23 protein-coding genes and 1 riboswitch are annotated in these 26,186 nt (G+C 60.2%); of the genes, 11 read left to right on the forward strand and 12 right to left on the reverse strand.

Going from position 1 to position 26,186, the window contains the following annotated elements:
• Position 1: 1 nt before the first annotated feature.
• Positions 2 to 1,864: an extracellular solute-binding protein gene (locus M1D78_RS09630; RefSeq protein WP_437419477.1), complete on the reverse strand. Its 1,863-nt coding sequence runs from the start codon at positions 1,862 to 1,864 to the stop codon at positions 2 to 4.
• Positions 1,861 to 3,690: an extracellular solute-binding protein gene (locus tag M1D78_RS09635; protein WP_437420354.1), complete on the reverse strand. Its 1,830-nt coding sequence runs from the start codon at positions 3,688 to 3,690 to the stop codon at positions 1,861 to 1,863. Before M1D78_RS09635 ends, M1D78_RS09630 begins: the two co-directional genes overlap by 4 nt.
• Before the next feature lie 140 nt (positions 3,691 to 3,830).
• Here M1D78_RS09635 and M1D78_RS09640 point away from each other — a divergent pair, with 140 nt between their 5' ends.
• Positions 3,831 to 5,276: an HDOD domain-containing protein gene (locus tag M1D78_RS09640; protein ID WP_437419476.1), complete on the forward strand. Its 1,446-nt coding sequence runs from the start codon at positions 3,831 to 3,833 to the stop codon at positions 5,274 to 5,276.
• A 9-nt stretch (positions 5,277 to 5,285) separates the two neighbouring features.
• Here M1D78_RS09640 and M1D78_RS09645 read toward each other — a convergent pair whose 3' ends face one another.
• Both M1D78_RS09645 and gloB read right to left on the reverse strand, forming a co-directional pair.
• The gene (locus tag M1D78_RS09645) at positions 5,286 to 6,833 is read right to left on the reverse strand and encodes a LysM peptidoglycan-binding domain-containing protein (protein ID WP_437419475.1); all 1,548 of its coding nucleotides are present in this window, start codon (positions 6,831 to 6,833) and stop codon (positions 5,286 to 5,288) included.
• A 101-nt stretch (positions 6,834 to 6,934) separates the two neighbouring features.
• Positions 6,935 to 7,717 carry a hydroxyacylglutathione hydrolase gene (gene gloB, locus M1D78_RS09650; RefSeq protein WP_437419474.1) on the reverse strand — a complete coding sequence of 261 codons (783 nt, stop codon included), beginning with the start codon at positions 7,715 to 7,717 and terminating at the stop codon, positions 6,935 to 6,937.
• Between the two features lie 102 nt (positions 7,718 to 7,819).
• Here gloB and M1D78_RS09655 point away from each other — a divergent pair, with 102 nt between their 5' ends.
• From M1D78_RS09655 to nudC, 7 genes are all read left to right on the forward strand, one after another.
• Positions 7,820 to 8,578, forward strand: coding sequence for a class I SAM-dependent methyltransferase (locus tag M1D78_RS09655; protein WP_437419473.1), 759 nt, complete (start codon positions 7,820 to 7,822; stop codon positions 8,576 to 8,578).
• 16 nt (positions 8,579 to 8,594) lie between these two features.
• Positions 8,595 to 9,047: a ribonuclease HI gene (gene rnhA / locus M1D78_RS09660; protein WP_437419472.1), complete on the forward strand. Its 453-nt coding sequence runs from the start codon at positions 8,595 to 8,597 to the stop codon at positions 9,045 to 9,047.
• A gap of 11 nt (positions 9,048 to 9,058) precedes the next feature.
• Positions 9,059 to 9,817: a DNA polymerase III subunit epsilon gene (gene dnaQ, locus M1D78_RS09665; RefSeq protein ID WP_437419471.1), complete on the forward strand. Its 759-nt coding sequence runs from the start codon at positions 9,059 to 9,061 to the stop codon at positions 9,815 to 9,817.
• Between the two features lie 87 nt (positions 9,818 to 9,904).
• Positions 9,905 to 12,166 (forward strand): Orn/Lys/Arg family decarboxylase, encoded by a 2,262-nt coding sequence (locus M1D78_RS09670; protein WP_437419470.1) that lies wholly within the window; start codon positions 9,905 to 9,907, stop codon positions 12,164 to 12,166.
• 177 nt (positions 12,167 to 12,343) lie between these two features.
• Positions 12,344 to 13,156 carry a crotonase/enoyl-CoA hydratase family protein gene (locus M1D78_RS09675; RefSeq protein ID WP_437419469.1) on the forward strand — a complete coding sequence of 271 codons (813 nt, stop codon included), beginning with the start codon at positions 12,344 to 12,346 and terminating at the stop codon, positions 13,154 to 13,156.
• 37 nt (positions 13,157 to 13,193) lie between these two features.
• A complete protein-coding gene (locus M1D78_RS09680; RefSeq protein ID WP_437419468.1) occupies positions 13,194 to 14,876 on the forward strand; it encodes a ferrous iron transporter B in 1,683 nt (560 codons plus the stop codon).
• Positions 14,876 to 15,709: an NAD(+) diphosphatase gene (nudC, locus tag M1D78_RS09685; protein WP_437419467.1), complete on the forward strand. Its 834-nt coding sequence runs from the start codon at positions 14,876 to 14,878 to the stop codon at positions 15,707 to 15,709. Before M1D78_RS09680 ends, nudC begins: the two co-directional genes overlap by 1 nt.
• Here the strand turns inward: nudC and M1D78_RS09690 are convergent.
• Positions 15,677 to 16,459, reverse strand: a complete 783-nt coding sequence (locus M1D78_RS09690; protein WP_437419466.1) for a TSUP family transporter — start codon at positions 16,457 to 16,459, stop codon at positions 15,677 to 15,679. The genes nudC and M1D78_RS09690 overlap by 33 nt on opposite strands.
• Positions 16,460 to 16,671: 212 nt before the next feature.
• On the opposite strand from M1D78_RS09690, the gene M1D78_RS09695 reads away from it, so the two are divergent.
• Positions 16,672 to 17,319 carry a hypothetical protein gene (locus M1D78_RS09695; RefSeq protein ID WP_437419465.1) on the forward strand — a complete coding sequence of 216 codons (648 nt, stop codon included), beginning with the start codon at positions 16,672 to 16,674 and terminating at the stop codon, positions 17,317 to 17,319.
• Between the two features lie 71 nt (positions 17,320 to 17,390).
• On the opposite strand, the gene M1D78_RS09700 is transcribed toward M1D78_RS09695, so the two are convergent.
• The 4 genes from M1D78_RS09700 to M1D78_RS09715 form a co-directional block, all read right to left on the reverse strand.
• The gene (locus M1D78_RS09700; protein ID WP_437419464.1) at positions 17,391 to 18,158 is read right to left on the reverse strand and encodes an SDR family oxidoreductase; all 768 of its coding nucleotides are present in this window, start codon (positions 18,156 to 18,158) and stop codon (positions 17,391 to 17,393) included.
• A 30-nt stretch (positions 18,159 to 18,188) separates the two neighbouring features.
• On the reverse strand, positions 18,189 to 19,256 hold the full coding sequence (locus M1D78_RS09705; RefSeq protein ID WP_437419463.1) for a phosphotransferase family protein: 1,068 nt from the start codon (positions 19,254 to 19,256) through the stop codon (positions 18,189 to 18,191).
• 224 nt (positions 19,257 to 19,480) lie between these two features.
• On the reverse strand, positions 19,481 to 19,795 hold the full coding sequence (locus tag M1D78_RS09710; RefSeq protein ID WP_437419462.1) for an SCP2 sterol-binding domain-containing protein: 315 nt from the start codon (positions 19,793 to 19,795) through the stop codon (positions 19,481 to 19,483).
• Between the two features lie 61 nt (positions 19,796 to 19,856).
• The gene (locus tag M1D78_RS09715) at positions 19,857 to 20,570 is read right to left on the reverse strand and encodes a histidine phosphatase family protein (RefSeq protein ID WP_437419461.1); all 714 of its coding nucleotides are present in this window, start codon (positions 20,568 to 20,570) and stop codon (positions 19,857 to 19,859) included.
• Between the two features lie 180 nt (positions 20,571 to 20,750).
• On the opposite strand from M1D78_RS09715, the gene sohB reads away from it, so the two are divergent.
• Together sohB and M1D78_RS09725 are read left to right on the forward strand one after the other, a co-directional pair.
• On the forward strand, positions 20,751 to 21,776 hold the full coding sequence (sohB, locus tag M1D78_RS09720; RefSeq protein ID WP_437419460.1) for a protease SohB: 1,026 nt from the start codon (positions 20,751 to 20,753) through the stop codon (positions 21,774 to 21,776).
• Positions 21,777 to 21,786: 10 nt separating this feature from the next.
• The gene (locus tag M1D78_RS09725) at positions 21,787 to 22,779 is read left to right on the forward strand and encodes a YhdH/YhfP family quinone oxidoreductase (protein ID WP_437419459.1); all 993 of its coding nucleotides are present in this window, start codon (positions 21,787 to 21,789) and stop codon (positions 22,777 to 22,779) included.
• A 367-nt stretch (positions 22,780 to 23,146) separates the two neighbouring features.
• Here the strand turns inward: M1D78_RS09725 and M1D78_RS09730 are convergent, their stop codons facing one another.
• From M1D78_RS09730 to M1D78_RS09740, 3 genes are all read right to left on the reverse strand, one after another.
• A complete protein-coding gene (locus tag M1D78_RS09730) occupies positions 23,147 to 23,647 on the reverse strand; it encodes a DUF934 domain-containing protein (RefSeq protein ID WP_437419458.1) in 501 nt (166 codons plus the stop codon).
• Positions 23,631 to 25,289 carry a nitrite/sulfite reductase gene (locus tag M1D78_RS09735; protein ID WP_437419457.1) on the reverse strand — a complete coding sequence of 553 codons (1,659 nt, stop codon included), beginning with the start codon at positions 25,287 to 25,289 and terminating at the stop codon, positions 23,631 to 23,633. Before M1D78_RS09735 ends, M1D78_RS09730 begins: the two co-directional genes overlap by 17 nt.
• A gap of 361 nt (positions 25,290 to 25,650) precedes the next feature.
• Positions 25,651 to 25,869 carry a DUF2970 domain-containing protein gene (locus tag M1D78_RS09740; RefSeq protein ID WP_437419456.1) on the reverse strand — a complete coding sequence of 73 codons (219 nt, stop codon included), beginning with the start codon at positions 25,867 to 25,869 and terminating at the stop codon, positions 25,651 to 25,653.
• Positions 25,870 to 25,994: 125 nt separating this feature from the next.
• Positions 25,995 to 26,131, forward strand: a riboswitch (cobalamin riboswitch).
• Positions 26,132 to 26,186 lie beyond the last annotated feature (55 nt).

Genomic DNA, 26,186 nt, shown 5'->3' on the forward strand with positions numbered 1-26,186 from the left:
CCTAGCGCCCCGTTTCCGTTCCGGTGTCATCTTTACCCGGCGTTTCTGTTTTTGTCTTGGGCGGTTCCCTGTCGGGCTTGTGCCACCAGGTCATCAGGCCGATGTCCTGGTCCGGCGTGGTCTCCGGGTGTTCGAGGTGATTCCAGTAGGCAACGCGCCACGTCTTGATGTGCCAGTTGGGGACAACGTAATGCCCCCAAAGCAATACGCGATCAAGTGCGCGAGTGCGTGTAACCAGTTCGGCGCGAGAGTCCGCAGCGATGAGCTTCTCGACGAGGGTGTCGATGGCTGGATTCTTCAACCCAATGAAGTTGCGGCTGCCTGGATTATCCGCGCTTGAGGAATGCCAATACTCGCGCTGTTCGTTTCCGGGCGAGTTGGACTGTCCAAAGCTGCTGACGATCATGTCGTAGTCCCGAGAACGCAGCCGGTTGATGTACTGCGAAACGTCGACCCGGCGGATCTCGAGGTTGATCCCCAGGTCCGCAAGGTTGCGCTTATAGGGCAGCAGAACCCTTTCGAACTCGGCCTGCACGAGTAAAAGCTCGAGCGTCACTGGCTTTCCGTTAGCGTCGACCATTCGGTCGTTCTCAACCTTCCAGCCGGCTCCGGTCAACAGCTCATACGCGCGCCGCTGCTGATCACGGATGATGCCGTCGGCGTTGGTCTTTGGCAGCTCGAATGGCTTGTCGAACACCTCATCCGGAATGGTGCCGCGCAGCGGTTCGAGCAGCTTGAGCTCCTCGTCATCCGGCAGCCCCGATGAGGCGAGCTCAGAGTTATCGAAGTAGCTCCGGGTGCGGGTGTAGGCGCCGTTGAAGAGTTGCCGGTTGGTCCATTCGAAGTCGAAGAGCAAAGACAGCGCCTCGCGGACGCGGCGGTCCTTCAGCTGTCCTTTGCGAGTATTGAATACGAACCCCTGCATACCCTGCGGATTATGGTTGGCAATTTCTTCCTTTATGATCCGCCCGTCACGCACGGCCTCGATGTCATACGCGGTGGCCCAGTTCTTTGCGCTGGTTTCGAGCCAGTAGTCGAAATGCCCGGCTTTGAACGCTTGTAGCGCGACGGTGTTGTCGAGGTAATAGTCGTATTGCAGGTGAGCGAAGTTGTAGAAGCCCCGGTTGACGGCCAGATCCTTGCCCCAGTAGTCATCGACGCGGCTGAAGCGAATCGAGCGCCCGGCCTGCACCCGCTCGACTCGGTAGGGGCCGCTGCCAAGTGGAGGCTCGAGGCTGCCGGCGCCGAAGTCACGATCGGCCCACCAATGCTCGGGAAGAATGTGCATTTGACCGAGAATCAAGGGCAGCTCACGGTTGCCGGCATGTTTGAAATCGAAGCGCACGCGGCGATTGTCTTCCGCAACGACCTTTTCCACGTCCGCGTAATAGCCGCGGTAATGCGGTGCGCCCTTGCTTATCAGCGTTTCGAAGGTGAAAACCACATCCTGCGCGGTAACCGGCTCGCCATCGTGGAAACGTGCCTCGGGGCGCAGGTAAAACCGCACCCATTCGTTGTTCGGCCCTTTCTCTATTTTCTCTGCAAGCAAGCCATAGACCGTAAACGGCTCGTCGAGGCTGTTAACGGTAAGGGTGTCGTAGATCAGTTCGATGCCTTCGGCGGCCACGCCTTTATTGATAAATGGATTGAGCGAATCGAAGCTGCCCGATCCGGCCTGTCTAAGCGTGCCGCCTTTTGGGGCCTCAGGGTTGGTGTATTCGAAATGCGAGAAGTCGGCGGGGTATTTGGGTTGCTCGTCATACAGCGTCAACGCATGCTGCGGTGCTGCCTGGGCCAGCCCCGCCATGCAGAGGAGGGCCAGCTGCCCAGTACGCAGCAACGGGTTTCTCGCTTCTCGCGTCATCTTTTTTTCTCCTGCGCCTTCAGCCACCAAGCTCGCAGCCCTAGCGTATAGGGCGGGGTGGTGGCGTGGGCGAACCGATTCTGGTAGGCCAGGCGATGATGGCTGATGTACCAGTTGGGAATGGTGTAGTAGTTCCAGAGCAGCACCCGATCGATCGCCCGTCCCGCCGCGACCTGCTCGTCGCGGGTGCTTGCCTTGAGCAGCTTTTCGATCAAGTCGTCAACGATGGGATTCGCGATAGCGGCATAGTTCCGACCGCCCTTGACGTCGACTTGGCTGGAATGGAAGTACAGCAACTGTTCCAGTCCAGGACTGAGGCTTTGCGCAAGCGTCGTCAGGATCACGTCGTAGTCGTATTGGTCAAGCCGCTGCTTGTACTGGGCGCTGTCGACCGTTCGTAGCCTCGCCTGGATACCAATGCGAGCCAGGTTCTCGACGTACGGCTGGAGAATTCGTTCGAGCCCCGGGTTGACTAGCAGAATCTCGAAGGCGAATGCATCGCCTGACTGGTTACGCAAGCCGTCGGCGGTCAGCTCCCACCCAGCTTCTTCAAGAAGGGCCAATGCCGTCCGCAAGGTCTCTCGCGGGATGCCGCGGCCATCGGTCCGAGGCAATTGGTAGGGTTCGGTAAACAGTTCGGCAGGTAGCTGGTCACGATAGGGCGACAGCATCAACCATTCGCCGCCTTCTGGCTTGCCGGTCGCGGCAAAATCGCTGTTCGGGTAATAGCTTTCGCTGCGCTTGTAGGCGCCGTAAAAGAGCGCGCGGTTGGTCCACTCGAAATCGAACATCATGCCGAGGGCCTTGCGCACGCGGATGTCGGCGAAGGGCGCACGACGGCCGTTGAGGAATAGCGCCTGGGTCTGGGTAGGGATCTGGTGTGGAATCTCGGCGCGAATCACATCTCCGCGCAGTACGGCGGGAAACTGATAACCGTTAGCCCAGTTCTTGGCCTGATGTTCGATGTAGAAGTCGAATTCACCGACCTTGAATGCTTCGAACGCGACCATGCTGTCGCGGTAGAACTCGACTTCGACGCGGTCGAAATTGTACTTGCCCTGATTGACCGGCAGGTCTGCACCCCACCAATTCGCGACGCGTTCGAATACCAGGCGGCGCCCAGGCTGGACGTCGGTAATGCGATAGGGGCCGCTACCCAGTGGTGCTTCGAAAGTGGTGGCCTTGAAGTCGCGGTCCTTCCAGTAATGCTGTGGCAGGACCGGCAGCTCGCCTAGCCGCATGATCAAAAGAGGATTGCCCGGTGTGTCGAATACGAAGCGAATACGGTGGCGGTTGAGGATGTCGACGCGCTTTACACCCTTCAAGTCGGTGCGGTAGCGCGGATGACCATCCTTGATCAGGGTGCGGTAGGAAAACGCCACGTCATAAGCAGTGATCGGCTTGCCGTCATGAAAGCGCGCCGAGTCGCGCAGGTTGAAGACCACCCAGCTGTGGTTGTCGCTGTACTCGACTGTTTCGGCAATCAGCCCATAGGCGGATGCCGGCTCGTCGCCGGAAGGGTCGTAGATGCCCGAGCCAACCATCAGCGGTTCGTTCAGCTCGCTGATGCCGTATTGATAGAAGCCGGGAGTCGCGATCGGACTGGTGCCCTTGAAAGTGTACGGATTGAGCGTGTCGAAAGTGCCGGATGCCATTAGCTGGACGCGCCCACCCTTGGGCGCATCCGGGTTAACCCAGTCGAAATGCGAGAAAGTATCGGGGTACTTGAGCGTGCCGAATTGCGCGTAGCCGTGGCTTTCGCTAATGGTCGCGAAAGACGGAAAGCTCAAGCCGAGGCATGTCAACAACAGGAGGATGGGTCGCATCAAACGGTGATTCCGATCCATGGCGCTTTCGGTTTTTCGGCCGGGTACAGTAACAGCTTGTATCCGCTGGAAAAAGGGCGGCCATCTGGGCACACTGCCATCCTCCATGCGCTGCCGTGGCGCTCTCCGAGGTCTCCATCTTGAACGAATCCACATACGGTTTGCAGTCGTGGATCGACCGCCTGAACCAATCCGATCTGCCCGCGCTCGCCGCGGTCGTCCAGGATCTACAGCGTCTGACCGAGCAGGAAACTGCGTCGGTCCAGCAGCTCGCTGACGTCCTGCTTCGTGATGCGGCGCTGACCTCCAAGGTCCTGCGTGTCGGCAACAGTAGTTATTACAACCCGTCGCAGGAAACCATCAAGACCATTTCCCGGGCGATCGTCATGATCGGCTTCGACAATGTGAGGTTGATCAGTTTATCGGTCAGCCTCATCGACGGATTGCTCGACAAGGCTCCGCGCCAGCAGCTGCAGGAGTTGCTGGCGCGATCGTTCCATGCCGCCGTTCAGGCGCGCAACGTTAGCAGCTATGTGCTCAGCAAACATGAAGAGGAAGTGTTCATCGCGGCATTGTTGCATCAGGTCGGCGAGCTGGCGTTCTGGGGCTGCGGTGGCGAGCAGGCCGACCGTCTCGGTGAGATCCTGATCAGCGCAGACCCTGATTACGACAAGCAGGTCGAGCATGTACTGGGCACCAGCTTTCGTCAGTTGAACCTGGGCCTGATCAAAAGCTGGAATATCGGCGAATTGGCCAGTCTGGCTCACGGTACCGTCAACCTACGCGACCCGGCTGTTCGTTCGGTAAGCCTAGGCGTTCGCATCAGCGCCGCTGCCTTGAATGGCTGGGAGTGCGATGACATGCAGGTGCTGGTCCGCGAATTGGCTGAATTCACCGGCATTTCGGAGGCGGACGCGATGCAGCAGATATTGGCCAGCGCCAATGAGGCTGTCGACGTTGCGATCACGTTCGGGGCCAGTCGTCTATGCAGATTGATCCCTTCGACGGATCCTGAGCAGCTTCGCCTGCAGCATGAGCAACGTCGAGCCAGCCAGTTGCAGCCAGACCTGGCCTTGCTCCAACAAGCGATGCAGGACCTGGCGATGATGGCGTCGGCGCGGGGCGATGTCGGTTTGATGCTGGAGACTCTGCTCAAGGGCCTTCATCAGGGCGCGGGCCTGGAGCGAGTGATGCTCTGCGTGTTGTCGGATCAGCAGGCCACCTTCCGGGTGAAGTGCACGGCCGGGGATGGGAGCGAGGCCTGGAAGGAACGGTTCGTCTTGCCGGTCGATCCGGCACGAAAAGCGGACATATTCAGTTATGTGCTACGTCAGCGGGAAGCGGTTTGGATGGGCGTGCCTGCGAGTTACAACCTGGACGAGCTGATCACGCCGTCGCTACGCCAGCAATTGGGGCGCGGCATGTTCTTCATTTCACCGTTACTCGCCGGCACGCGTGAGATCGGTGTGCTCTATGCCGATGGAAGACCGACGGGGCGTGCGCTCAAGCACGAGCAGTTCGTGGCCTTCCAGCGTTTCAGCCAGCTGGCTGGGCGGTGCTTGGAAGCGTTCACGCGCCGCTCTTGAGCGCAGTTGTCACCGAGGCAGGTAGAGCGTCAGCGTCTGGCCTGGCTTGAGCAGTGCAGAATCACGAGGGTTCCAGGTTTTCAGGTGGTTGACCTGGACATTGAATCGCTTGGCGATCTGGTAGAGCGAGTCGCCTTTGCGGACCTTGTAGTAGGTCGGGGCAGGCTTGTTGCCCGCAGCCTTATGCGACCCGGTGCCTTGCAGGAAAAGCGCCTGGCCGACCTTGAGCTGACTACCCGACAGATTGTTCCAGCGTTGCAGGTCGTTGACCGATACCTTCTGCGCCTTGGCGATGTCCCACAGATTGTCGCCGGGGCGGACGCGATAGCTGCGCGGAGCCGGTTGACTCCGGGCGACAGCGTGAAGCAACTCGCGCGACTGCCCACCGCTTGCCGACTGAGGGAGGCTCAGGGATTGACCAATCCGCAGGGTATCGCCCTTGAGGCGATTGATGTCACGGATGATGTTGACCGACAGGTTATGGCGGTTGGCGATGGCGCCCAGCGTATCGCCGGGCCGAACGGTGTATTGCTTCCAGTCAACCATGTCCTGCGGCTTCATCAGCGCCAAGTTGGCTGCGAACATCTCTGCCTTGGCGGTAGGGACTAGCAAATGCTGAGGGCCGTCTAGCGTGATGCGGCGTGTATAGGCGGGGTTGAGCTGATAGATCTCGTCCTCGTCAAGCTCGGCGAGTTTGGCGACCCGCGCCAGGTCCATTCGCTGCTTGAGCGTGACGACTTCAAAATAGGGTTCGTTGGCAATCGGATTGAGGTCTATCCCGTAGGCTTCCGGCGTCTGGACCAGTTGCGACAGCGCAAGCAGTTTCGGTACGTAGTCCCGCGTTTCTGCCGGCAGGGAAAGGTTCCAGTAATCGGTGGGCAATCCGAGCTTCTGATTGCGCTCGATAGCCCGGCTTACGGTACCTTCACCAGCGTTATACGCGGCCAGTGCTAGCAGCCAATCGTCGTTGAATAGACCGTGGAGATACTCGAGGTAGCGCAGCGCCGCTGTCGTTGAAGCGGTGATGTCGCGTCGGCCGTCATACCAGCTGGTCTGCTGGAGATTGAAATGTCGGCCGGTCGAGGGGATGAACTGCCAGAGGCCAACGGCATGTGCCGGGGAATAGGCGAAGGGGTTGTAGGCACTCTCGATGACGGGCAGCAAGGCGAGTTCGAGCGGCATGTCGCGCTCTTCCAACTGCTCGACGATGTAGTGAATGTAGAGGCTGCCGCGCTCGCTGGCGATTTCGATCGAGTTAGGCCGGCTGGCGAAGAGCAGGCGTTGCTGCTCGATGCGAGGATTACTGCCTAGGTATTCCTGGAGCTTGAACCCGTGTCGGATTCGGTCCCAGATATCGCTGTGGCTGGGCTCGGCTGGCGCTTCGGTGAGCCATATGGTTTCGTCAACCTCCGGTGCCTCGGCGACATCCATGTTGACGGGCGCGCGCGGGGCCGTGCTCTGGCAGCCGGTAACGGCCAGACATATGGCCAGCGCCAAGGCCCGGCCGGAGGCTGCCAAGGCGTCCGGTCGAGCGGGGTTGGATGGGTCAGACGACATTGGCTGGAGGCTTCCCCGGGCTCGAAAGTCGGGCGAGTGTAGGAATGCCGTTCCGGTGGGTCAAGCGAAGGGCGGATGTTTTGGGGACTGGTCGACGCTGCCTAGAAGCCATCTTTCCAGGCTCGCAAGGCCGCAAATACCTGCTCTGGACGCTCCAGTTGGCGGCCTGCCTGGCGCATTGCCGCCTCGGCGACCGTCGCCTCGCGGGCGCGCAGAAACGGGTTGGTGGCACGCTCTTCTCGGATATTGGACGGCAGGGTGATTTGCTGCGCCGAACGCATCCGCTCCACTTCTTCCAAGCGTGCCTGCACCCGTTCGTTAGCCGGGTCGACGGCGCGCGCGAAGCGCAGGTTGGATAACGTGTATTCATGTGCACAGTACAGCTGCGTCTCGGGCGGTAGAGCAGCAAGCCGCTCGAGCGACGCGAACATCTGTTCCGGCGTGCCTTCGAACAACCGACCGCAGCCGCCCGCGAACAGGGTATCGCCGGCCAGCAGCCAGGGCGCTTCAGCATCGCCGTGGTGGAAATAGGCAATGTGCCCGAGCGTGTGGCCTGGTACTTCCATTACTTGCAGCTCGCGTCCAAGCACCTCGAAACGGTCCCCATCTGAAAGTGCTTGGTCGCGTGCCGGAATCGGTTCGCTAGCTGGCCCGTATACAACGGCTCCATGGGCTTGCTTGAGGCGCTCGACACCACCGACATGGTCGGGGTGATGATGGGTAATGAGGATGGCGTCCAGTTTCCAGTCCGGGTGAGCCTGCAGCCAAGCGAGGGCTGGCGCGGCGTCTCCAGGATCGACGACGGCACAGCGGCGGGTGTCGATATCCTGCAGGAGCCAGATGTAGTTGTCGGTAAAGGCGGGCAGAGCGTCGATCTTCAACATGGTGCGGGTCGCCAAGTCAGTCGCAAAGGCGCATCCTAACAGCCGAGCTTGATACTGTTGAATCGACCGGGCCACCGCCCGGGCTATCCAGCGGAGGCACTCATGAGCGATTTTCGCGCCAATCCGCCGCTACAGCAGTGGGCGAATCTGATGAACGAGGCGAGTGCCTGGTTCGACGGCCCGCTGGGCGGCCAGTTGTTGGAGCAGGAGCGGCGGGTGATCGAGCATGAGCTCGAGCGTTGCTTCGGCAGCTACCTGGTGCACTACGGGCCCTTTGCCAATACCTCAATAGAACCGCAAAAAATTAAGCGCAGTGTGCGCGTAGGCCCTGCGCTTCCTGGTGTTGAGATTGTTTGCGAAGAACAATCTTGGCCGGTTGGCGAGCACGCTGCGGATGTGGTGGTGATTCAGCATGGCCTGGATTTCAGCCTGTCGCCCCATGCACTGCTGCGTGAGGCGGCACGGAGCGTGCGGCCGGGTGGGCATTTGCTGGTCGTCGGGGTAAACCCCTGGAGCCCTTGGGGCGCGCGTCGCCTGGTCTCGCGAAGTGCACTGCGCGAGGCTCGCTGCATCCGCCCGACGCGCGTCGGCGACTGGCTCAATTTGCTTGGATTCGCGCTGGAGAAACGTCGGTACGGGTGCTATTGTCCGCCGCTTTCTTCGAGCCAGTGGCGAGACAGGCTGGCAGGGCTGGAACCGCTCGGGCAGCGCCTGCAGGCGCCGTTGGGCGGTTTCTACGTGCTGGTGGCGCGCAAATTAATGGTTGGTTTGCGCCCGTTGCGCCAGCAGCGGCGAGAGCGCATGGGCCAGCTCCTGCCAATGCCGGTCGCCAAGCTTAGCCGGCGGGACGCCGAACACTAGGACGCATTGATTCCACATGAGCGATGACACGGTCGAGATCTATACCGATGGCGCCTGCAAGGGCAACCCTGGGCCAGGTGGCTGGGGGGCGCTGCTCATCTACAAGGGCGTCGAGCGTGAACTCTGGGGCGGTGAAGCTGAGACGACCAACAACCGCATGGAGTTGCTCGCGGCAATCCGAGCGCTCGAGGCGCTCAAGCGTCAATGCCAGGTCCATCTGATTACCGATTCGCAATATGTCATGCAGGGCATCAATGACTGGATGCCTAACTGGAAGAAACGCGGCTGGAAAACCTCAACCCGGCAGCCGGTCAAGAATGCTGACCTGTGGCGTCTGCTCGACGAGCAGGTCAATCGCCATCAGGTGACCTGGCATTGGGTGCGCGGCCACACCGGGCACCCGGGCAACGAGCGCGCCGACCTGCTCGCCAATCGCGGCGTGGTACAGGCTAAACGACAAACCGCTTGAGAGAGTGAACGATGCGTAGCGTAGTGTTGGATACCGAAACCACTGGCATGCCGGTGACCGATGGCCACCGGATCATTGAGATCGGGTGTGTCGAGGTCATTGGCCGCCGGCTGACAGGGCGGCACTACCACGTGTACCTGCAGCCGGATCGAGAAGTCGATGAGGGCGCGATCGCGGTCCACGGCATCACCAATGAGTTTCTGATCGACAAGCCGCGCTTCCGCGATGTCGCTGATGAGTTCTTCGAGTTCATCAAGGGCGCGCAGCTGATCATCCACAACGCCGCGTTCGATGTGGGCTTCATCAACAACGAATTCAATTTGCTTGGCCAGCATGACCGCGCCGAGCTAAGCGATCATTGCAGCATCCTAGATACGCTCCTCATGGCTCGCGAGCGCCATCCGGGCCAGCGCAACAGCTTGGATGCACTGTGCAAGCGCTATGGCGTCGACAACTCGGGCCGCGATCTGCACGGCGCACTGCTCGATGCCGAGATCCTGGCGGATGTCTACCTGACCATGACCGGCGGGCAGACGAATCTGTCGCTCGCCGGGGAGGGCGCCGATTCCGAAGGCGGCCGACAGCAGGCGACGCCCATCCGTCGCCTGGCAGCGGACCGTCCGCAGACGCCGGTTATCCGTGCCAGCGTAGACGAATTGACTGCGCACGCCGCCAGAATGCAGGCCATAGAAAAGGCATGCGGCGGTACACCACTGTGGGTTCAGCTCGAGCAACCGGCTGCGCTGGAGGCCGAACCCGAACCGGCCTGACTGGTTGCGCCCGCGGCGGGCGCATTCCAGCTTGGTGCTTGGGAGCGAAGCTTCTACCCTGAAGGGGAATGCCTTCAGGACGCTTCCATGTACAAAGATCTGAAATTTCCGATCCTTATCGTTCATCGAGACATCAAGGTCGATACCGTCGCCGGCGAGCGGGTACGCGAAATTGCCGCCGAGCTGGAACAGGATGGATTCCATATCCTGCCTACGGGCAGCGCGGCGGAAGGGCGCATTGTCGCCTCGACGCACCACGGTCTGGCCTGCATTCTGGTCGCGGCAGAAGGCGCCGGCGAGAACCAGCGGCTGCTGGAAGACGTGGTTGGCCTGATCCGCGTCGCGCGCCGGCGAGCCCCACAGTTGCCGATCTTCGCGCTGGGCGAGCAGATAACCATCGAAAACGCGCCCGCGGAGGCGATGGCCGACCTCAACGAGCTGCGCGGCCTGCTCTACTTGTTCGAAGACACGGTTCCCTTCTTGGCGAGGCAGGTAGCGCGTGCCGCCCGCGGTTACCTGGAAGGGTTGCTGCCACCCTTTTTCAGGGCGTTGGTGCAGCATACCGGCGACTCGAATTATTCCTGGCACACGCCGGGCCACGGTGGCGGTGTCGCCTTTCGCAAAAGCCCTGTCGGCCAGGCGTTTCACCAGTTCTTTGGTGAAAACACGTTGCGCTCTGATTTGTCCGTCTCGGTCCCCGAGCTGGGCTCCTTGCTCGACCACACCGGGCCGCTGGCCGCGGCTGAGGCGCGGGCCGCACGTAACTTCGGCGCCGATCACTCGTTTTTTGTGATCAACGGCACCTCGACGGCGAACAAGATCGTTTGGCACTCGATGGTGGCGCGCGATGACTTGGTGCTGGTCGATCGCAACTGCCATAAATCCATTCTTCATTCGATCATCATGACCGGCGCGATCCCGCTGTATCTGACGCCTTCGCGCAACGAGTTAGGCATCATCGGGCCGATCCCCTTGGAAGAATTTTCCACGCAGTCGATCCAGGCGAAGATCGAAGCCAACCCGCTGGCGCGTGGCCGCCCACCTCGGGTCAAGCTTGCCGTGGTTACGAATTCCACCTACGACGGGCTCTGCTACAACGCAAACCTGATCAAACGCACCCTTGGCAATGCAGTCGACGTGTTGCATTTCGACGAAGCCTGGTACGCCTATGCCGCATTCCACGAGTTCTATGACGGACGCTACGGCATGGATACGCGTGAGCAGGGGCCGCTGGTCTTTACCACCCATTCAACGCACAAGGTGCTGGCAGCCTTCAGCCAGGCTTCAATGATCCATGTGCTCGACAGCGAGCAGCGGCAGCTTGACCGGGATCGCTTCAACGAAGCCTTCATGATGCACATTTCCACTTCGCCGCAGTACGGCATCCTGGCTTCCCTGGACGTTGCGTCGGCCATGATGGAGGGGCCGGCAGGGCGCTCGTTGATTCAGGAAACCTTCGATGAGGCCCTGAGCTTCCGTCGCGCGTTAGCCAATGTGCGTCAGCACATGGCGCCGGACGACTGGTGGTTCAGCATCTGGCAACCCGCAGCGGCAGATGGGGCAGAAGACTTGGCTACCAATGATTGGTTGCTCGAGCCGGAGGCTGAATGGCATGGGTTCGGTGATGTCGCCGAGGACTACGTTCTGCTAGACCCGATCAAGGTCACGCTGGTGACGCCAGGGCTCACCGCGGGCGGCAAGCTGGGTGAGCGAGGCATTCCCGCTGCGGTTGTCAGCAAGTTCCTCTGGGAGCGGGGACTGGTGGTCGAAAAGACCGGCCTGTACTCCATCCTGGTATTGTTCTCGATGGGGATCACCAAGGGCAAGTGGAGCACCCTGCTGACAGAATTGCTGGAGTTCAAACGGCACTACGACGGCAACGTTCCGCTTTGTGATGCGGTGCCTTCAGTGGCTCAGGCCGGCGGCAACGCCTACGCCGGCATGGGGCTGCGCGATCTGTGCGATGCGTTGCACGATTGCTACCGGGCCAATGCGACGGCCAGAGCAATGCGGCGGATGTATACGTCCCTGCCGCAGATTGCCCTGAAGCCAGCTGATGCCTACGACAAGCTCGTTCGGGGTGAGGTCGAAGCCGTGCCAATCCATGCCCTGGAAGGACGTGTGGCGGCGGTTATGCTGGTGCCGTATCCGCCAGGCATTCCATTGATCATGCCAGGAGAGCGCTTTACAGCCGAGACTCGCTCAATACTCGACTATCTCGATTTCGCTCAAAGGTTCGCCAGTTTGTTTCCTGGTTTCGATGCGGACGTGCATGGCCTACAGCATGAGGAAGGGCCCGAAGGGTCGCGCTATACAGTCGACTGCATTCTCGAAAACGGCCGGCAGTAGATCGATGCGCTGCCTATTACCACTGTCAAAGTGGGATGATGCGCAAGGGCGTGGGCTGCATCACAACGCCTCGCATCGACTTTCGAGTGCCTGTTGTTATAGTTGTGCGGTTGAAAAAGCAGCAGTGATTGCTGAACTCACGAGGCACCGAGTGCCTCGGCTGTCGGGGATGATAGCGTGACTCAATACCAAGCCTTCCACGTCGAGTTGAAGGACAGGATCGCCCATGTGGCGATCAACCGGCCTGAAAAGATCAACGCCATGAACGCTGCGTTCTGGAGCGAGATCAGCGAGATCTTTCATTGGATCGATGAAACGGACGAAGTGCGTGTCGTGATCCTGTCCGGAAATGGCCAGCATTTTTCGGCCGGCATTGACCTGCAGTTGTTGGCCGAGGCGGCAACCCAACTGGGGGACGATATTGGGCGTAACGCTGAGCGCTTGCGCCGCCAGATCCTGAAGCTGCAGGCCTCGTTCAATGCCGTCGATAACTGTTGTAAACCGGTTATCGCCGCCATTCAGGGCTATTGCATCGGGGGCGCCATCGACCTCGTCGCCGCTTGTGACATGCGCTATTGCACCGAGAACGCTCAGTTCTCCATCAAGGAGATCGACATGGGCATGGCTGCCGATGTGGGGACGCTCCAGCGGCTACCGCGCATCATCGGCGACGGGATGATGCGTGAGCTGGCCTACACCGGCCGGACGGTGGATGGACGGGAGGCGCAGGTGATCGGCTTGGTCAATAGAACCTACCGCGAGCAAGGCGACATGATGAGTGCGGTACAGGCGCTTGCGGCCGATATCGCTGCCAAGTCGCCCATCGCCATTCGTGGCACCAAGCAGATGATTCGTTACATGCGCGACCATCGGGTTGATGACGGTCTCGAATACATCGCCACCTGGAATGCAGCCATGCTTCAATCGGCCGATCTTAAAGTCGCCATGGCTGCGCATATGAGCAAACAGAAACCGGACTTTGCCGACTGATGTGTATTACGAACGTTGCGCGGGAGGCGCGCTAGGCATGGTTACCGGAGCTACTTCGCTGAGTTTGGTCCGCGATGAACTGTTCGCCACCATGGAAGAGGCCGAGCAGAGCCTCGAGCACTTCATCATCGACCGCAACAACGGTGGTCTGCTGCAGCAGGCTGTCGAAAATCTGAAGCAGGTCCGCGGCACACTCAGCCTAATCGAGCTGACCGGGGCGGAGCTGCTGGCGCAGGAAATCCTCCAGCTGGCCACCGACATTCCGGTCGGTGCTGGCGAGGAGCGTGACACCCAGCTCGCCGCCCTGAGCAATGCGCTCTACGTGCTTGGGCGCTATCTCGAAAGCGTGGATGCCAGCCGGCAGGAAATGCCCGAGCTGCTGTTGCCTGCCATCAATGCGTTGCGACTCGTCGGTGCACAGCCACCGCTGCCAGAAAGTTTTTTCTTCAGTGCCCGGCTTGATCACGCCCGGCCGCCCGTCGCGGCGGCCAACCGGGATTCAGCCGACCGAGCACTGGAGGCCCGGCGGCTGCGGCAGATGTATCAGGTCGGTCTGCTCGGGTTCATCCGGGAAGACAACGTCCCGGCTAGCCTCCGCCTGATGGGCCGGGCGCTGGGCCGTTTGGACGTTCTATTCGCCAACACACCGGCTGGGCGGTTGTGCTGGTTGGGCAGCGCGGCGCTTGAGGCAATGCTCGACGGGCAATTGCTGGCACGGCAGTCGCGCAAGCAATTATTTTCCCGGTTTGATCGCGAGCTTCGCCAACTGATCAGCAATGGCAGCTATGAATCGCCTCGCGGTCTGTTGAAAGAGCTGCTTTACCTCGTTGCGCTTGCCGAAAGCAATGGGCCGATTGCCAGCGAGGTTCGTCAGATTTTCTCGCTGAGCTCGCTACCGTTCACTGACCACTTACTGGAAGACGAATCGCAGCGCCTTGCTGGCCCCGGCCAGGCCGTAATGCGCTCACTCTCGTCGGCGATTCGAGAGGAGCTTGCCAGCGTCAAAGACCTGCTTGATCTCATCGAGCGGGGGACGGCGCCGGGCGATGCCTACGCCAGCCTGCATACGCAACTGGGGAAGTTAGGCAAGACGCTTGGCATGGTCGGCTTGTCTTCTGCATCCAGCACGTTGCATGCGCAGCTCTCGGTGGTCGCGAACTGGAGTAACGATGGCGCGCCCGATCCACAGGCGCTGTTGAAGCTGGCCGATGCCGTGCTTTATGTCGAAAGCATGGTCGCCAGCCTAGAGCGTGGCGAGAAGCGGGACACTCGCCCGCAGGTCGCGCAACCCGGCCACGAGGCCGAAGCCTTCGCCAACCACCAGCTCACCGAGGCCTGTATCGTGGTGATCGGCGAGGCGACCGCCGGGCTTGCTCTGGCCAAGCGCGCCATTACCGCCTATCTGGAGTCCAACGGCGAGAAGTTGCACTTGGCGAACGTGCCCTTCAGCCTGATGGCGGTTCGCGGTGGCTTGCGTTTTCTCGAGCAGGATCGTGCCGCTGACCTGATCGGCGCCTGCGCCGACTTTATCCAAAAGCAGATGCTAGAAGGCGTTCAGATGCCGCCGGAGCAAATGCTCGAAACCTTGGCGGATGCGCTTACGAGTCTGGAGTATTACTTGGAGGGTGGCGCCGTGCTGCGTCGTGACGATTCGCGAATCAGCGTGCTGGACCTGGCGGCAGAAAGCGTCCGCGCGCTCGGGTTGCCGGTGGCAGCCTGATGAACCTGCGCTGGCAGCCCGCACTGCTTGATCCGGCCAAAGAAGGTGGATCGGCGCTGGTGCGTTGCCAGCACGGTTTCTTGGTAGACGCCAACGGCGTCCTGTTCCCTCGTAGCTGGCTCAAGCGGCTTGAATTGCCGATAGTCAGCGAGCAGGGGCTCGGTTACTTCGAAGGCGAGCCGGTTTATCTCCTTGAATTGGCCGATCCGGTCACGGTCCCTGGCGCTGCCTGGCAGGGCTTGCGCCCTTTGATGATGCAGGACGACGACAATGACCGGTTCCGTATGCTCGGCTTCGCTGCGCAGATCGGCACTTGGGCCAGTCAGCATCGCTTTTGCGGCAGTTGTGGTAGCCGGATGAAGCAACATCCGCGTGAGCGGGCAATGCAGTGCGAGGTATGCGGTCTTCATCATTATCCGCGTATCTCACCCAGCATGATCGTGCTCGTCACGGCAGGTGACGAGCTGCTACTGGCGCGCTCACCGCGTTTCGCCCCGGGTGTCTACAGCACCTTGGCCGGTTTCGTCGAGCCGGGCGAGTCGGTCGAGCAATGCGTGCGACGGGAAGTGCATGAGGAAGTAGGCGTCTCGATTCACGACCCGCGCTATATCTGTAGCCAGGGCTGGCCGTTTCCGCATTCACTGATGCTGGGCTTTCATGCCGAGTACGCCTCCGGTGACATCGTCATGCAGCCGGAGGAAATCGAGGATGCTGGTTGGTTTTCGATTCATGACCTGCCAGCCCTGCCAGCGTCCAAGTCGATCGCCCGTTATTTGATCGAGCTTTACGTGGCGCAGCGTTTAGGCGGCGCCGAACCAATGCTGCCAGGCTAGGCGCAAACTCAACGCCAAAACCACCAGAATGAAAACAGGGCGGATAAATTTCGATCCGCCCTGAATCGCTGTCCGCGCGCCCAAGTAGGCGCCTAGCATCAGCGTGACGCCCATCCCAGCGCCTAGCACCCAGGCGACCTGCCCGTGGAAGGCAAAGACTGCGAGCGCAGTGCCGTTGCTGATGAAGTTCATGGTGCGCGCAACGCCGCTCGCCCTCAGTAGGTCAAGCGGATAGAGCAATAACGTGCTGACCGTCCAGAAGGCTCCGGTGCCCGGTCCGGCAATGCCATCGTAAAAGCCTAGGCCGACGCCCTGAAGCCATTGCCGCCGGGTTTTTAACGGTGTTGCAGGTTCTCTAGGAGTCGTCGGGGTGCGGCCTACCAGCAGGTAGAGCCCACAGATGAACACGACTACAGGCAGTAGCTGGTTGAGCCATCTGGCAGGGATCAAGTGCGCTAGCGCGGCGCCGAGCGCCGCGCCAATAGCGGTTGCTATCAGTGCGTAGCGCCATTGGCCAGGGTCGAACAGTTTGCGTCGGAAGAACGTGAAGCTCGCAGTGGCCGAACCAAAGGTTGCGCAAAGTTTGTTAGTTCCAAGTACCAGGTGCGGGGGCAGGCCTGCCATAAGCAGGGCGGGCAATGTCAGGAGGCCGCCGCCGCCCGCGATGGCATCGATGAAGCCAGCCATGAAGGCGACGGCGAGCAGTGCGGCCAGTACTGGAAGATCCAGGGCCAGTTCGAGCGTGGGCATTGGGTTCTCTTGAAGCAGGAAAGAGCTGCCATGATGCCCGTTGGGTCGAGGCGCGCCAATGGCGTTGCTCACGAGAAGCCTATTTCCGAAGATGCGGTGGCCGCTTCCAGCGGAGAATGTCGACCCGTAATCAGACTGCTCTGTTGGTGCTGGCAGTTTGGCTTGGGCTATCGATAATTGGCGCTTTCCCGTCTGACCAAGGATGAAACCGCATGCAGTACCTGGGGCTGGCTGTCGTGATCGCGCTGTTTGCGTTGGTTACCGTCCTGGTGGCGTTGCGCTTGCTGCTCGGCGGCAACTGGCTGCTCGGCTGGCTGCGTGGCACCTTTGGGCTGCTGGTGCTTGGCCTGGGGGCGTTAATAGGGTTGATTGCGTGGGACGCCAGAACTTACCAGCCTCTGGAACCGGATAAGCCGCTGGCTACGTTGACCTTCCAGGGCGAGGGTGAGCAGCGTTATCAGGTTCGTATCGAGCAGGGCGAACACGTTAGGCACGTCACGCTAGAGGGCGATCTTTGGCAACTCGACGTGCGGCTGCTGGAGTGGCGGGGATTGGCGACCCTGATAGGCCTGGAACCTGGGTACCGCCTGGAGCGGCTTTCCGGTCGCTATTTGGCCGTGGAGCAACAGGACTTGGCGCGTAGCCCACGTGTGCTGCTCGGGCAAAGTCTGTTTGGCATCGATGCCTGGTCTTGGTTGCAGAAGTGCCAATGCAGTTCGATCGTGCTCGAGGCGCGTCCGTTGCGGGTGAGCTACTTGCCGATTGCCAGCGGTGCCGAGTATGCGATCGAGTTGACACCTGCCGGGCTGCTGGCACGGCCCGCTAATGACGTCGCGGAAAAGGCGCTGAAAGAGTGGTAGAACGGATGGCTCGCGGCATGCACGCCGAAGGTCAAACGGGTGAGCACCGAAGCGGCTCACCCGAGAGCACATCAGGCGAGGTAGCCGCCGTCGACGTTAAGTGAGACGCCGGTGGTGTAGCTTGAGGCATCGCTCGCGAGGTATAGCACGGCGCCGGCCATTTCGCTCGGGTCGGCCACTCGATGCAGTGGAATATGGCGCAAGGCCTCTTCGCGGATCGCATCGTTCTTCACCAGGGCGGAGGCGAACTTGGTATCCGTCAGGCCTGGTAGCAACGCATTGCAGCGAATACCTAAGCCGGCGCATTCCTTGGCAAACGCCTTGGTCATATTGATGACTGCTGCTTTAGTGATCGAGTAAATCCCTTGAAAGTTGCCCGGCGTGACGCCGTTAATCGAGGCAACGTTGATGATGCTACCGCCGCCGTGCTCGCGCATCAGCTTGCCGGCCTCGACCGACATGAAGAAATAACCCCGAATATTCACGTCGACCGTTTTCTGGAAGGCCGAGGCGTCGGTGTCCAGTATGTGGCAAAACTGCGGATTGGTTGCCGCATTGTTGACCAGGATATCCAGCCGGCCGAACTGGTCGCGAATGCCCTCGAATACAGCTTTGATCTGCTCGAGCTCGCCAATATGGCAGGCGACGGGTGTTGCCTTGCCACCGGCCGCGTTGATTGCATCGGCGACAGCCTGGCATCCTTCGATCTTGCGGCTGGAAACGATGACATGGGCGCCTTGCTGGGCGAGCAGCTTGGCAATGGCCTCGCCGATTCCGCGGCTCGCGCCAGATACGAATGCGATCTTGCCGTCGAGATCGAACAGCGTGGTCTTGCTCATGGGTGCTTCTCCCTCTATGGGCCGTTTTGTCTATAACGCTGACTTGCTGATGACCTGCAGGCTCATCTGCTCAAGCAGCGCGTTCATGTGCACGAATTTGGCGAAACGCTTGTCTTGGGTCTGGCCGTGGTAATACCGGTAATAGATCTGCTGAACGATCGCCGCTAACCGGAACAAGCCGTAGGTGTAATAAAAGTCGAAGTTATCCACGCAGATGCCGGCGCGCTCTGCGTAATACTCGACAAATTGGCGACGCGTCAGCATGCCGGGCGCATTGCTTGGCTGCCGGCGCATCAGTTGCACCGGCGCCGGGTCGTCGGCCTCGATCCAGTAGGCGAGGGTGTTACCCAAGTCCATCAATGGGTCGCCGATGGTGGTCATTTCCCAATCCAGCACACCGATGATCTCCATCGGGTTGCTGGAATTCAGGATGACATTGTCGAAGCGGTAGTCGTTATGGACGATGCCTGGCTTGTGATGGTCGGCTGGCATCTTGTCACGCAGCCATTGTTTGACGGGCTCCCACTTGACTGCATCCGGGGTCATCGCACGCTCGTAGCGATCGATCCAGCCCTCGATTTGCCGGTGTACATAGCCGTTGGGCTTGCCGAGATCGCCCAAGCCGCACGCCGCATAGTCAACGTTGTGCAGATCGACGAGCTTGTCGATGAAGCTTTTACACAGGGCTGTGGTGTGCTCTGGCGTAATGGCCAGTTCGGTTGGCATGTTCTCGCGCAGGATAATGCCTCGCACGCGCTCCATTACGTAGAACTCGGCGCCGATCAACGACTCGTCCGTGCAGTAGGCATAAGCCTTCGGGCAATAAGGAAACCCTGTGTTCAGCTTGTTGAGAATCCGAAATTCGCGGCCCATGTCGTGGGCTGACTTCGCCTTGTGACCGAAGGGTGGGCGACGCAGCACGAACTCTTGCGCTGGGTACTCTATGAGGTAGGTCAGGTTAGAGGCGCCGCCTGGAAACTGCGAGATCGCCGGCGAACCTTCCAGACCTGGAATATGTCGTTTGAGGTATTGGTCGATGACATCAGTAGGGAGTTGCTCGCCTTCGCGAACGGGGCTCGTCTGGTCTGCTAGCGACATGCTTTTCCCTTCTTGTATGCGGTGCCGTTAAAAGGCAGCTCTGGCGCCGACATCGGGGCCGGCGCGGCTTCAATCTACTGTGCGACCGGCTGATGACCAAGCGGCGAGGCCCGTTATTGGCTGGGGTGTTGCCTCCCAATCACTGATTCTGATGCTGCCAAAAGCGTTCAAAAGCGCATAAAAAAACCGAAGTCGCAGGACTTCGGTTTTTTCTACCGGGCCGTTTAGGCCGGGAACAGCTCGCTCAGCTTAAGCGCGAGCATCATGTCGCCTTCTGCACGAAGCTTGCCAGCCATAAAAGCCTGCATACCATCGGTTTCGCCGCTGATGACACCTTGCAGGGTTTCGCTGTCCATGATCAGGGTGACGTTGGCGTCAGCCGATTCGCCCTGATGGAAATCACAGGTGCCGTCCTTCACTACCAGGTAGTAATTTTCGGCGTCGGTGATATTGAACTGGAACACCAGGTCGAGGCCCGCTGCAGCGCTGGGGTTGAACTTAGCTTTCATGCCCTGGATAGTTTCGTCGACGTTGCTCATTCGGTTTGATCCCTTGTCGTCGTGTTGAACATGCAGCCGGAGGCTACAGTGGATGTGGAGCTCATCGGTAGGTGACCAGCTCCGGATGCTTCTGCATATCGAGGTGCGCACGGTTGTTGAACGACGCCAGTGCGACTTCTCCCGCGCGAAATTTCAACTGGCTGAGCGAGGTATTCACGATCTGCCAATTGAGCTCAAATGCCTTGATCGGCGGTACGCCAATGATCAGTTGTAGCAGGGCGGTGATGGTTCCGCCGGAGGTGAATATGGCAATGCGGTCGGTGGGCGCAGCCTCGAGGAGCAGGCGAGTCAAGCCTCCCTCGACGCGATCGACGAAACCCTGCCAGCTCTCAAGGCCATCCTTTTCGTGATCGCCAGAAACCCAGCGTCGGATGACATAACTGAAGAGGCGCTGGAATTCGCTGCGATGGTTTGCTGCGTTACGCAAAATGGTCAGCGCATGCGGTTCTACCTCAAGGAGGTCCGGCATGTGCGCCCGGATGACCTCGTCCGCGGGAAACTCGTTGAACGCGGCATCGATTTCGAGCGTTGGCGTAACAGCATCAAACGTTTGGCCGAGGCGCTCGAGCGTGGCCTGCGCGGTGTCCCGCTGCCGGTGCAGTTCACCACTGACACAACGGTCGAAGCGCACGCCGAGCTGGCCCAAGTACTCACCAAGCGCATGCGATTGCCGCAAGCCAAGCGGGGAGAGGACGTCGTAGTTTTCAGCGCCGAACGACGCCTGACCGTGTCGGATCAGGTAGATGCTGCCCATGCTTGGCTCCGCAGCCCAGGTTTTTCGCGAGGGTAGGTGGATGCCTCAGGAGTGTCAACGACAATTCATACGTTTGTTTGAATGGCGTGGCGCTGGCTCCGCAGCGGAAGGACTGGGTATGCTTGGGCGGTTTTTAAGTGCGCCCTGTGCGCGCCTGGTCGAGTGACCCTAGGAGGAAATGTGGAATTTCTTGCTGACTACGCAAGTTTTCTGGCCAAGACCGTTACGCTCGTCGTCGCGATGCTGGTGGTGTTGATCGCGCTGGCATCGTTACGCCGGGGGCGCGGGAAACAGGGGGGCGGTCATCTCGAAGTCCAAAAGCTCAATGACTTCTACAAGTCGATGCGCGAGCGGCTCGAGCAGGCACTGGTGGACAAGGATCAGCTCAAGGCGCAGCGCAAGCGCGAGGCCAAGGCAATCAAGCAGGCAAAGAAGTCCGGCGAAACGCGACCTCGAGTCTTCGTGCTGGATTTCGATGGCGATATCAAGGCCTCCGCCGTCGAGAGCCTTCGTCATGAAATTACCGCGGTGCTGAGCTTGGCGACCCCGCAGGACGAGGTTGTGCTGCGCTTGGAAAGTGGCGGTGGGATGGTGCATGGCTATGGCCTGGCGGCTTCGCAACTGGTGCGAGTTCGCGACGCCGGCGTGCCGCTTACGGTCTGCGTCGACAAAGTCGCGGCGAGTGGCGGATACATGATGGCCTGTATTGGCCAGAAGATCCTGAGCGCGCCCTTCGCAATCCTCGGCTCGATTGGTGTCGTCGCGCAGTTACCCAATGTGCATCGGCTGCTCAAGAGGCACGACGTCGACTTTGAAGTGCTGACCGCAGGCGAATACAAGCGCACCCTGACCGTGTTCGGCGAGAACACCGAGAAGGGCCGAGAGAAGTTCCAGGATGATCTCGAAACCACTCACGAACTGTTCAAGAATTTTGTAGCCCGCTATCGGCAGGAGCTTGCGATAGACGAGGTTGCGACTGGCGAGGTCTGGCTGGGTATTTCGGCGCTGGGCATGCGCCTGGTTGATGAACTCAAGACCAGTGATGAATACCTTGCCGAGCGGGCCCGTGGCGCCGATCTGTTCCACCTTCACTATGCCGAGAAGAAAAGCCTGCCCGAGCGTTTCGGCATGGCTGCCAGCGCGGTGATGGAGCATGGTTTGCTGAAAGGGTGGACGCGGCTGAACGAACAACGATTCTGGCAATGAGGAAAAGCGAATGACTAATTTCAAGGCGCTGCTGACCAGCGAAAGGGCCGACGGTCGCTTCGAGTCGAATGTCGTCGAGCGCAGCATTGACGATCTGCCGCACGGCGAGGTGCTCATTCGCGTCGCCTATTCCTCGCTCAATTACAAGGATGCGCTTTCCGCGACCGGCAACCGCGGAGTGACGCGGCAGTTTCCGCACACGCCTGGCATCGATGCCGCTGGCACCGTGGCTGAATCGAGCGTGCCGGAGTTCACCGTCGGAGATGAGGTAATCGTGACTGGCTATGACCTGGGCATGAACACTGCGGGTGGGTTCGGGCAGTACATCCGGGTCCCGGCAGCGTGGGTCATCAAGCGACCTTCGGGCCTGCCATTGCGTGATGCAATGATCCTCGGAACTGCAGGTCTCACAGCGGCACTCTGTGTCGACAAGCTGGAGCAGGCCGGCCTGGAGCCAGGCGACGCCCCAGTGCTCGTCACCGGGGCGACCGGCGGCGTTGGCAGTATTGCAGTCGCGCTCCTGGCAAGCCTTGGCTACAAGGTGGCCGCGGTGACCGGCAAGGCCAGCCAGGCGGATCTGCTGAAGCGCCTCGGTGCGCAGGACGTCATCGAGCGTAGCGCACTGCAGGCGGGCGTGGAGAAACCTATCCTCAAGGAGCAATGGGCTGGCGCCGTGGACACCATTGGCGGAGATATCCTGTTCAATGTGGTCAAGTCACTGCAGCGAGGGGCCAGTGTCGCCTGCTGCGGCTTGACGGCTGGCACGCACTTTCAGGCCAACGTGTTGCCGTTCATCCTGCGGGGTGTAAACCTGCTCGGCGTGGACTCGGTCGAAATCCCGCTGGTGGTGAAAGCCTCCATGTGGGACAAGCTCTCGGTCCAGTGGAAGGTGCCGAACCTGTCCGGCCTGGCTGAAGAAATTACCTTGGACCAATTACCGGCTGCGGTCGAACGTATTCTTACAGGTGGTCAGGTGGGGCGGACATTGGTCAAGCTGGACTGATCTTGGTCGTTCCGCTTGCTATTGTCCGAATAGCCAAAACCGATTTCAGTGATTCGAGCGATTCCCACAAGCTAGCGCACCGGTAATCACTCGAAACGCAAGGAGTCGGAAATGAGCGCGCTGGCAAGAAAGATCAAGGATGCCTTCGGCAAGAAGGTGGCGGACGGGGATGTGCAAACCGAGCACCCTAACTTCTGGATGTATCCGCAGGGGTGACGCCATCTCTGCGCTCTAGAAGCACATTCGCCGCATGAGCGACTTGCTCAAAGCGTTTTTAAAAAAGCCCTGCCGAAGCAGGGCTTTTTTTAGCATTGTCCTGTCATGCCGTGGCGGTGCGCCTGTGCCGCGCAAGCACAGCTGGCGGCGTTCAGGGCTGGCGACGGCGGAACAGCGGCAGCGGCTCGTCGGCGGCAGGCTGGTAGGTGACCGAAAAATCCTTCAGACCTTCAAGTGCTTCGTAAGGGTCGCGGTCGGCGCGCACGGCAAAGGCATCAAAGCCGCAGCGGCGCATATAGAACAGCTGGTCGCGCAGTACGTCGCCAATCGCCCGGATCTCACCTTTATAGCCGTATCGCTCGCGAAGCAGTCGGGCGCTCGAGTAATGGCGCCCGTCAGTGAAGGCCGGGAAATTCAGCGCCACGACTTGAAAATGCTGCAGATCGTCTGCGATCTCCTCGACCGCTTCATCCGCTTCCAGCCAGACGCCCAGGCCACCGTCGCGGGCCTTGAGTGCGTGGCCATGGTCCAGCCATAGCTGGAACGGCACGATGAGGTCGTCGCAGTTGGAGAGCTCTTCGAGCTTCACATCCTTGGGCAGCAGGTGCCAGGTTTCGTCGACGACCTGGTCGTTCTTAATGATTCGCTGCATAGACGCGCTCCTTGAAGGGGTCGATGCCGATACGGCGGAAGGTGTCGAGGAATTGCTCGTCTTCGGTGCGCTGTTCGACGTAGACCTTGATGATCTTTTCGATCACGTCAGGCATCGCGTCTTGAGCGAACGATGGGCCGAGAATCTGGCCCAGGCTGGCGTTGCGGCCCGAGCTGCCGCCGAGCGAAACCTGGTAAAACTCCGCACCCTTCTTGTCCACCCCGAGGATGCCAATGTGACCAACGTGGTGGTGGCCGCAGGCGTTCATGCAGCCGGAGATGTTCAGGTCGATATTGCCGATGTCGAACAGGTAGTCCATGTCGTCGAAACGGCGCTGGATCGCTTCGGCGATTGGAATCGACTTGGCATTGGCCAGTGAACAGAAGTCACCGCCCGGGCAACAGATGATGTCGGTCAGCAGACCAATGTTCGGGGTTGCCACACCCAGTTCGCGCAACTCATTCCACAGCTCGAACAGGCGGGCCTGCTCGACGTCAGCGAGAATCATGTTCTGCTCGTGAGAATTACGGACCTCGCCGAAGCTGTAGCGATCGGCCAGGTCGGCAATGGTGTCGAGCTGCTTGTCCGTGACGTCGCCTGGGGCGACGCCGGTGCTCTTGAGCGACAAGGTGACGGCAGCGTAGCCCGGCTTCTTGTGCGCGACCACGTTACGCTGGCGCCAACGAGCGAAGCCCGGGTGCTCGGCGTCGAGCTGGGCGAGAGCGGCGTCCTGGTCGTCAAGCGCCTTGTAGGCGGGGTCGACGAAGAACTTGCTGACGCGGGCCACTTCGGCGTCGGTCAGTGTATTGGGGCCGTCCTTGAGATAGGACCACTCGGCTTCGACACGCTCGGCAAACACCTCGGGCGTCAGCGCCTTGACCAAGATCTTGATCCGCGCCTTGAACTTGTTGTCACGACGGCCATAACGGTTGTACACGCGCAAGATGGCGTCGAGGTACGTCAGCAAGTGCTGCCACGGCAGGAATTCGTTGATGAAGCTGCCGACGATCGGCGTTCGGCCAAGGCCTCCACCGACGGAAACGCGGAAGCCCAGCTCGCCGGCGTCGTTCTGCACCGCTTCCAGGCCAATATCGTGCACCTCGATGGCGGCACGGTCGCTGACGGCACCGTTGACAGCGATCTTGAATTTACGTGGCAGGAAGGCGAACTCAGGGTGAAAGGTCGACCACTGCCGAATGATTTCGCACCAGGGGCGCGGGTCGACAAGCTCGTCGCGCGCGACGCCGGCGAACTGGTCGGTCGTCGTGTTACGAATGCAGTTGCCGCTCGTCTGGATGGCATGCATCTGGACTGTCGCCAGCTCTGCAAGGATATCAGGCACGTCTTCGAGTTCTGGCCAATTGAACTGTACGTTGGTGCGGGTGCTGATATGGGCGTAACCTTTGTCGTAGTTGCGGGCGATCTCCGCCAGCTTGCGCACCTGTGTGGAGGACAGCAGCCCGTATGGCACCGCGATGCGCAGCATGGGCGCATACCGCTGGATATAGAGGCCATTCTGCAAGCGCAGCGGGCGGAATTCCTCACCACCGAGCTCGCCCGCCAGGAAGCGGCGGGTTTGGTCGCGGAACTGACGCACGCGATCCTCGATGATGTGTTGGTCGTACTGGTCGTAAACGTACATGGGGTGTCCTGTTCTCAGGGCTGTTTACAGCTTTCTGCGCGCACGGCCGCGCACCCATTCAGGGAGGGCGGCAAGATACCAGCTAGCAGTTATGCGCAAAAGTGATGTTTGGGAATATGTTTAGAACGAAACGCCGCCATTTTGATATTTCGTAAAGCTGCCTTGAGGGCTGCGCCGGGGTGGTCTTAACTCTTAGCAGCAACGTTGTTCCAGCGCCTCATTCCAATCGATAACAAGGAGCGCAGCCGTGTCCGAACATCATGGCAATGACAGTCGCGCGGACGCCACCGCGATCTTCTTCATCATCCTGCTCGTCGTCGCAACCGCAGTGTTCTGGGTCAGCCATCAGTAACCGTGGGCGTTACAGCGCTACCAGATAGAGCACCAGTTTCACGACGCCGAGCAGCACCAGTACAAATAGCGCAGTGAAGCCGACCCCAAGCAGGATGAATTGGCTCGGCTTGCCGTGATTGAAGTCGCGTACGCGGTTCTTGCCGCTCTGCACGCCCAGCGCGCCGGCCAGCACACTCTGGAGCAATTGTCGCCAGGTCAGCGATTTGGGTTGCTGCTCATCTTTCATAGGTAGGCTCCGCAAGACTGCTGTAGGGGAGTCTAGCCAGACTTGACGGATGGCGCCCAGGACTGCGGCATGCTTGATCTCACCTGGGGCGGCGCGTAAGGTTCGCGCGGTCGGCCGGATGGTGGCCGGCTTCATGGAGTGCGCGGTGCCCGGATCATGGTCTGGGTTGAATGGGAAATCAGTGAAAGCTGATGCTGCCCCCGCAACGGTAGGGTCGACGCGTTCGACTGAGCCCGATACCAGCCCGTACTCCCCAAGGAATTGTCGCGGTGGGCGGCAGCCTCGGAAACCCCTCGTCGGTGTCGGACGTGGGGTTT

This window comes from Pseudomonas sp. SA195 (genome assembly GCF_054131565.1).

Excerpts from the sequence above, each read along its gene's own strand:
- M1D78_RS09725 (WP_437419459.1), top strand. The coding sequence starts at position 21,787 with ATGACTAATTTCAAGGCGCTGCTGACCAGCGAAAGGGCCGACGGTCGC.
- M1D78_RS09695 (WP_437419465.1), top strand. The coding sequence starts at position 16,672 with ATGCAGTACCTGGGGCTGGCTGTCGTGATCGCGCTGTTTGCGTTGGTT.
- M1D78_RS09710 (WP_437419462.1), bottom strand. The coding sequence starts at position 19,795 with ATGAGCAACGTCGACGAAACTATCCAGGGCATGAAAGCTAAGTTCAAC.
- M1D78_RS09655 (WP_437419473.1), top strand. The coding sequence starts at position 7,820 with ATGAGCGATTTTCGCGCCAATCCGCCGCTACAGCAGTGGGCGAATCTG.
- M1D78_RS09740 (WP_437419456.1), bottom strand. The coding sequence starts at position 25,869 with ATGAAAGATGAGCAGCAACCCAAATCGCTGACCTGGCGACAATTGCTC.
- M1D78_RS09735 (WP_437419457.1), bottom strand. The coding sequence starts at position 25,289 with ATGTACGTTTACGACCAGTACGACCAACACATCATCGAGGATCGCGTG.
- nudC (WP_437419467.1), top strand. The coding sequence starts at position 14,876 with ATGAACCTGCGCTGGCAGCCCGCACTGCTTGATCCGGCCAAAGAAGGT.
- M1D78_RS09645 (WP_437419475.1), bottom strand. The coding sequence starts at position 6,833 with ATGTCGTCTGACCCATCCAACCCCGCTCGACCGGACGCCTTGGCAGCC.
- M1D78_RS09680 (WP_437419468.1), top strand. The coding sequence starts at position 13,194 with ATGGTTACCGGAGCTACTTCGCTGAGTTTGGTCCGCGATGAACTGTTC.
- rnhA (WP_437419472.1), top strand. The coding sequence starts at position 8,595 with ATGAGCGATGACACGGTCGAGATCTATACCGATGGCGCCTGCAAGGGC.
- dnaQ (WP_437419471.1), top strand. The coding sequence starts at position 9,059 with ATGCGTAGCGTAGTGTTGGATACCGAAACCACTGGCATGCCGGTGACC.
- M1D78_RS09705 (WP_437419463.1), bottom strand. The coding sequence starts at position 19,256 with ATGTCGCTAGCAGACCAGACGAGCCCCGTTCGCGAAGGCGAGCAACTC.
- gloB (WP_437419474.1), bottom strand. The coding sequence starts at position 7,717 with ATGTTGAAGATCGACGCTCTGCCCGCCTTTACCGACAACTACATCTGG.
- M1D78_RS09630 (WP_437419477.1), bottom strand. The coding sequence starts at position 1,864 with ATGACGCGAGAAGCGAGAAACCCGTTGCTGCGTACTGGGCAGCTGGCC.
- M1D78_RS09635 (WP_437420354.1), bottom strand. The coding sequence starts at position 3,690 with ATGCGACCCATCCTCCTGTTGTTGACATGCCTCGGCTTGAGCTTTCCG.
- M1D78_RS09690 (WP_437419466.1), bottom strand. The coding sequence starts at position 16,459 with ATGCCCACGCTCGAACTGGCCCTGGATCTTCCAGTACTGGCCGCACTG.
- M1D78_RS09670 (WP_437419470.1), top strand. The coding sequence starts at position 9,905 with ATGTACAAAGATCTGAAATTTCCGATCCTTATCGTTCATCGAGACATC.
- M1D78_RS09700 (WP_437419464.1), bottom strand. The coding sequence starts at position 18,158 with ATGAGCAAGACCACGCTGTTCGATCTCGACGGCAAGATCGCATTCGTA.
- M1D78_RS09730 (WP_437419458.1), bottom strand. The coding sequence starts at position 23,647 with ATGCAGCGAATCATTAAGAACGACCAGGTCGTCGACGAAACCTGGCAC.
- M1D78_RS09715 (WP_437419461.1), bottom strand. The coding sequence starts at position 20,570 with ATGGGCAGCATCTACCTGATCCGACACGGTCAGGCGTCGTTCGGCGCT.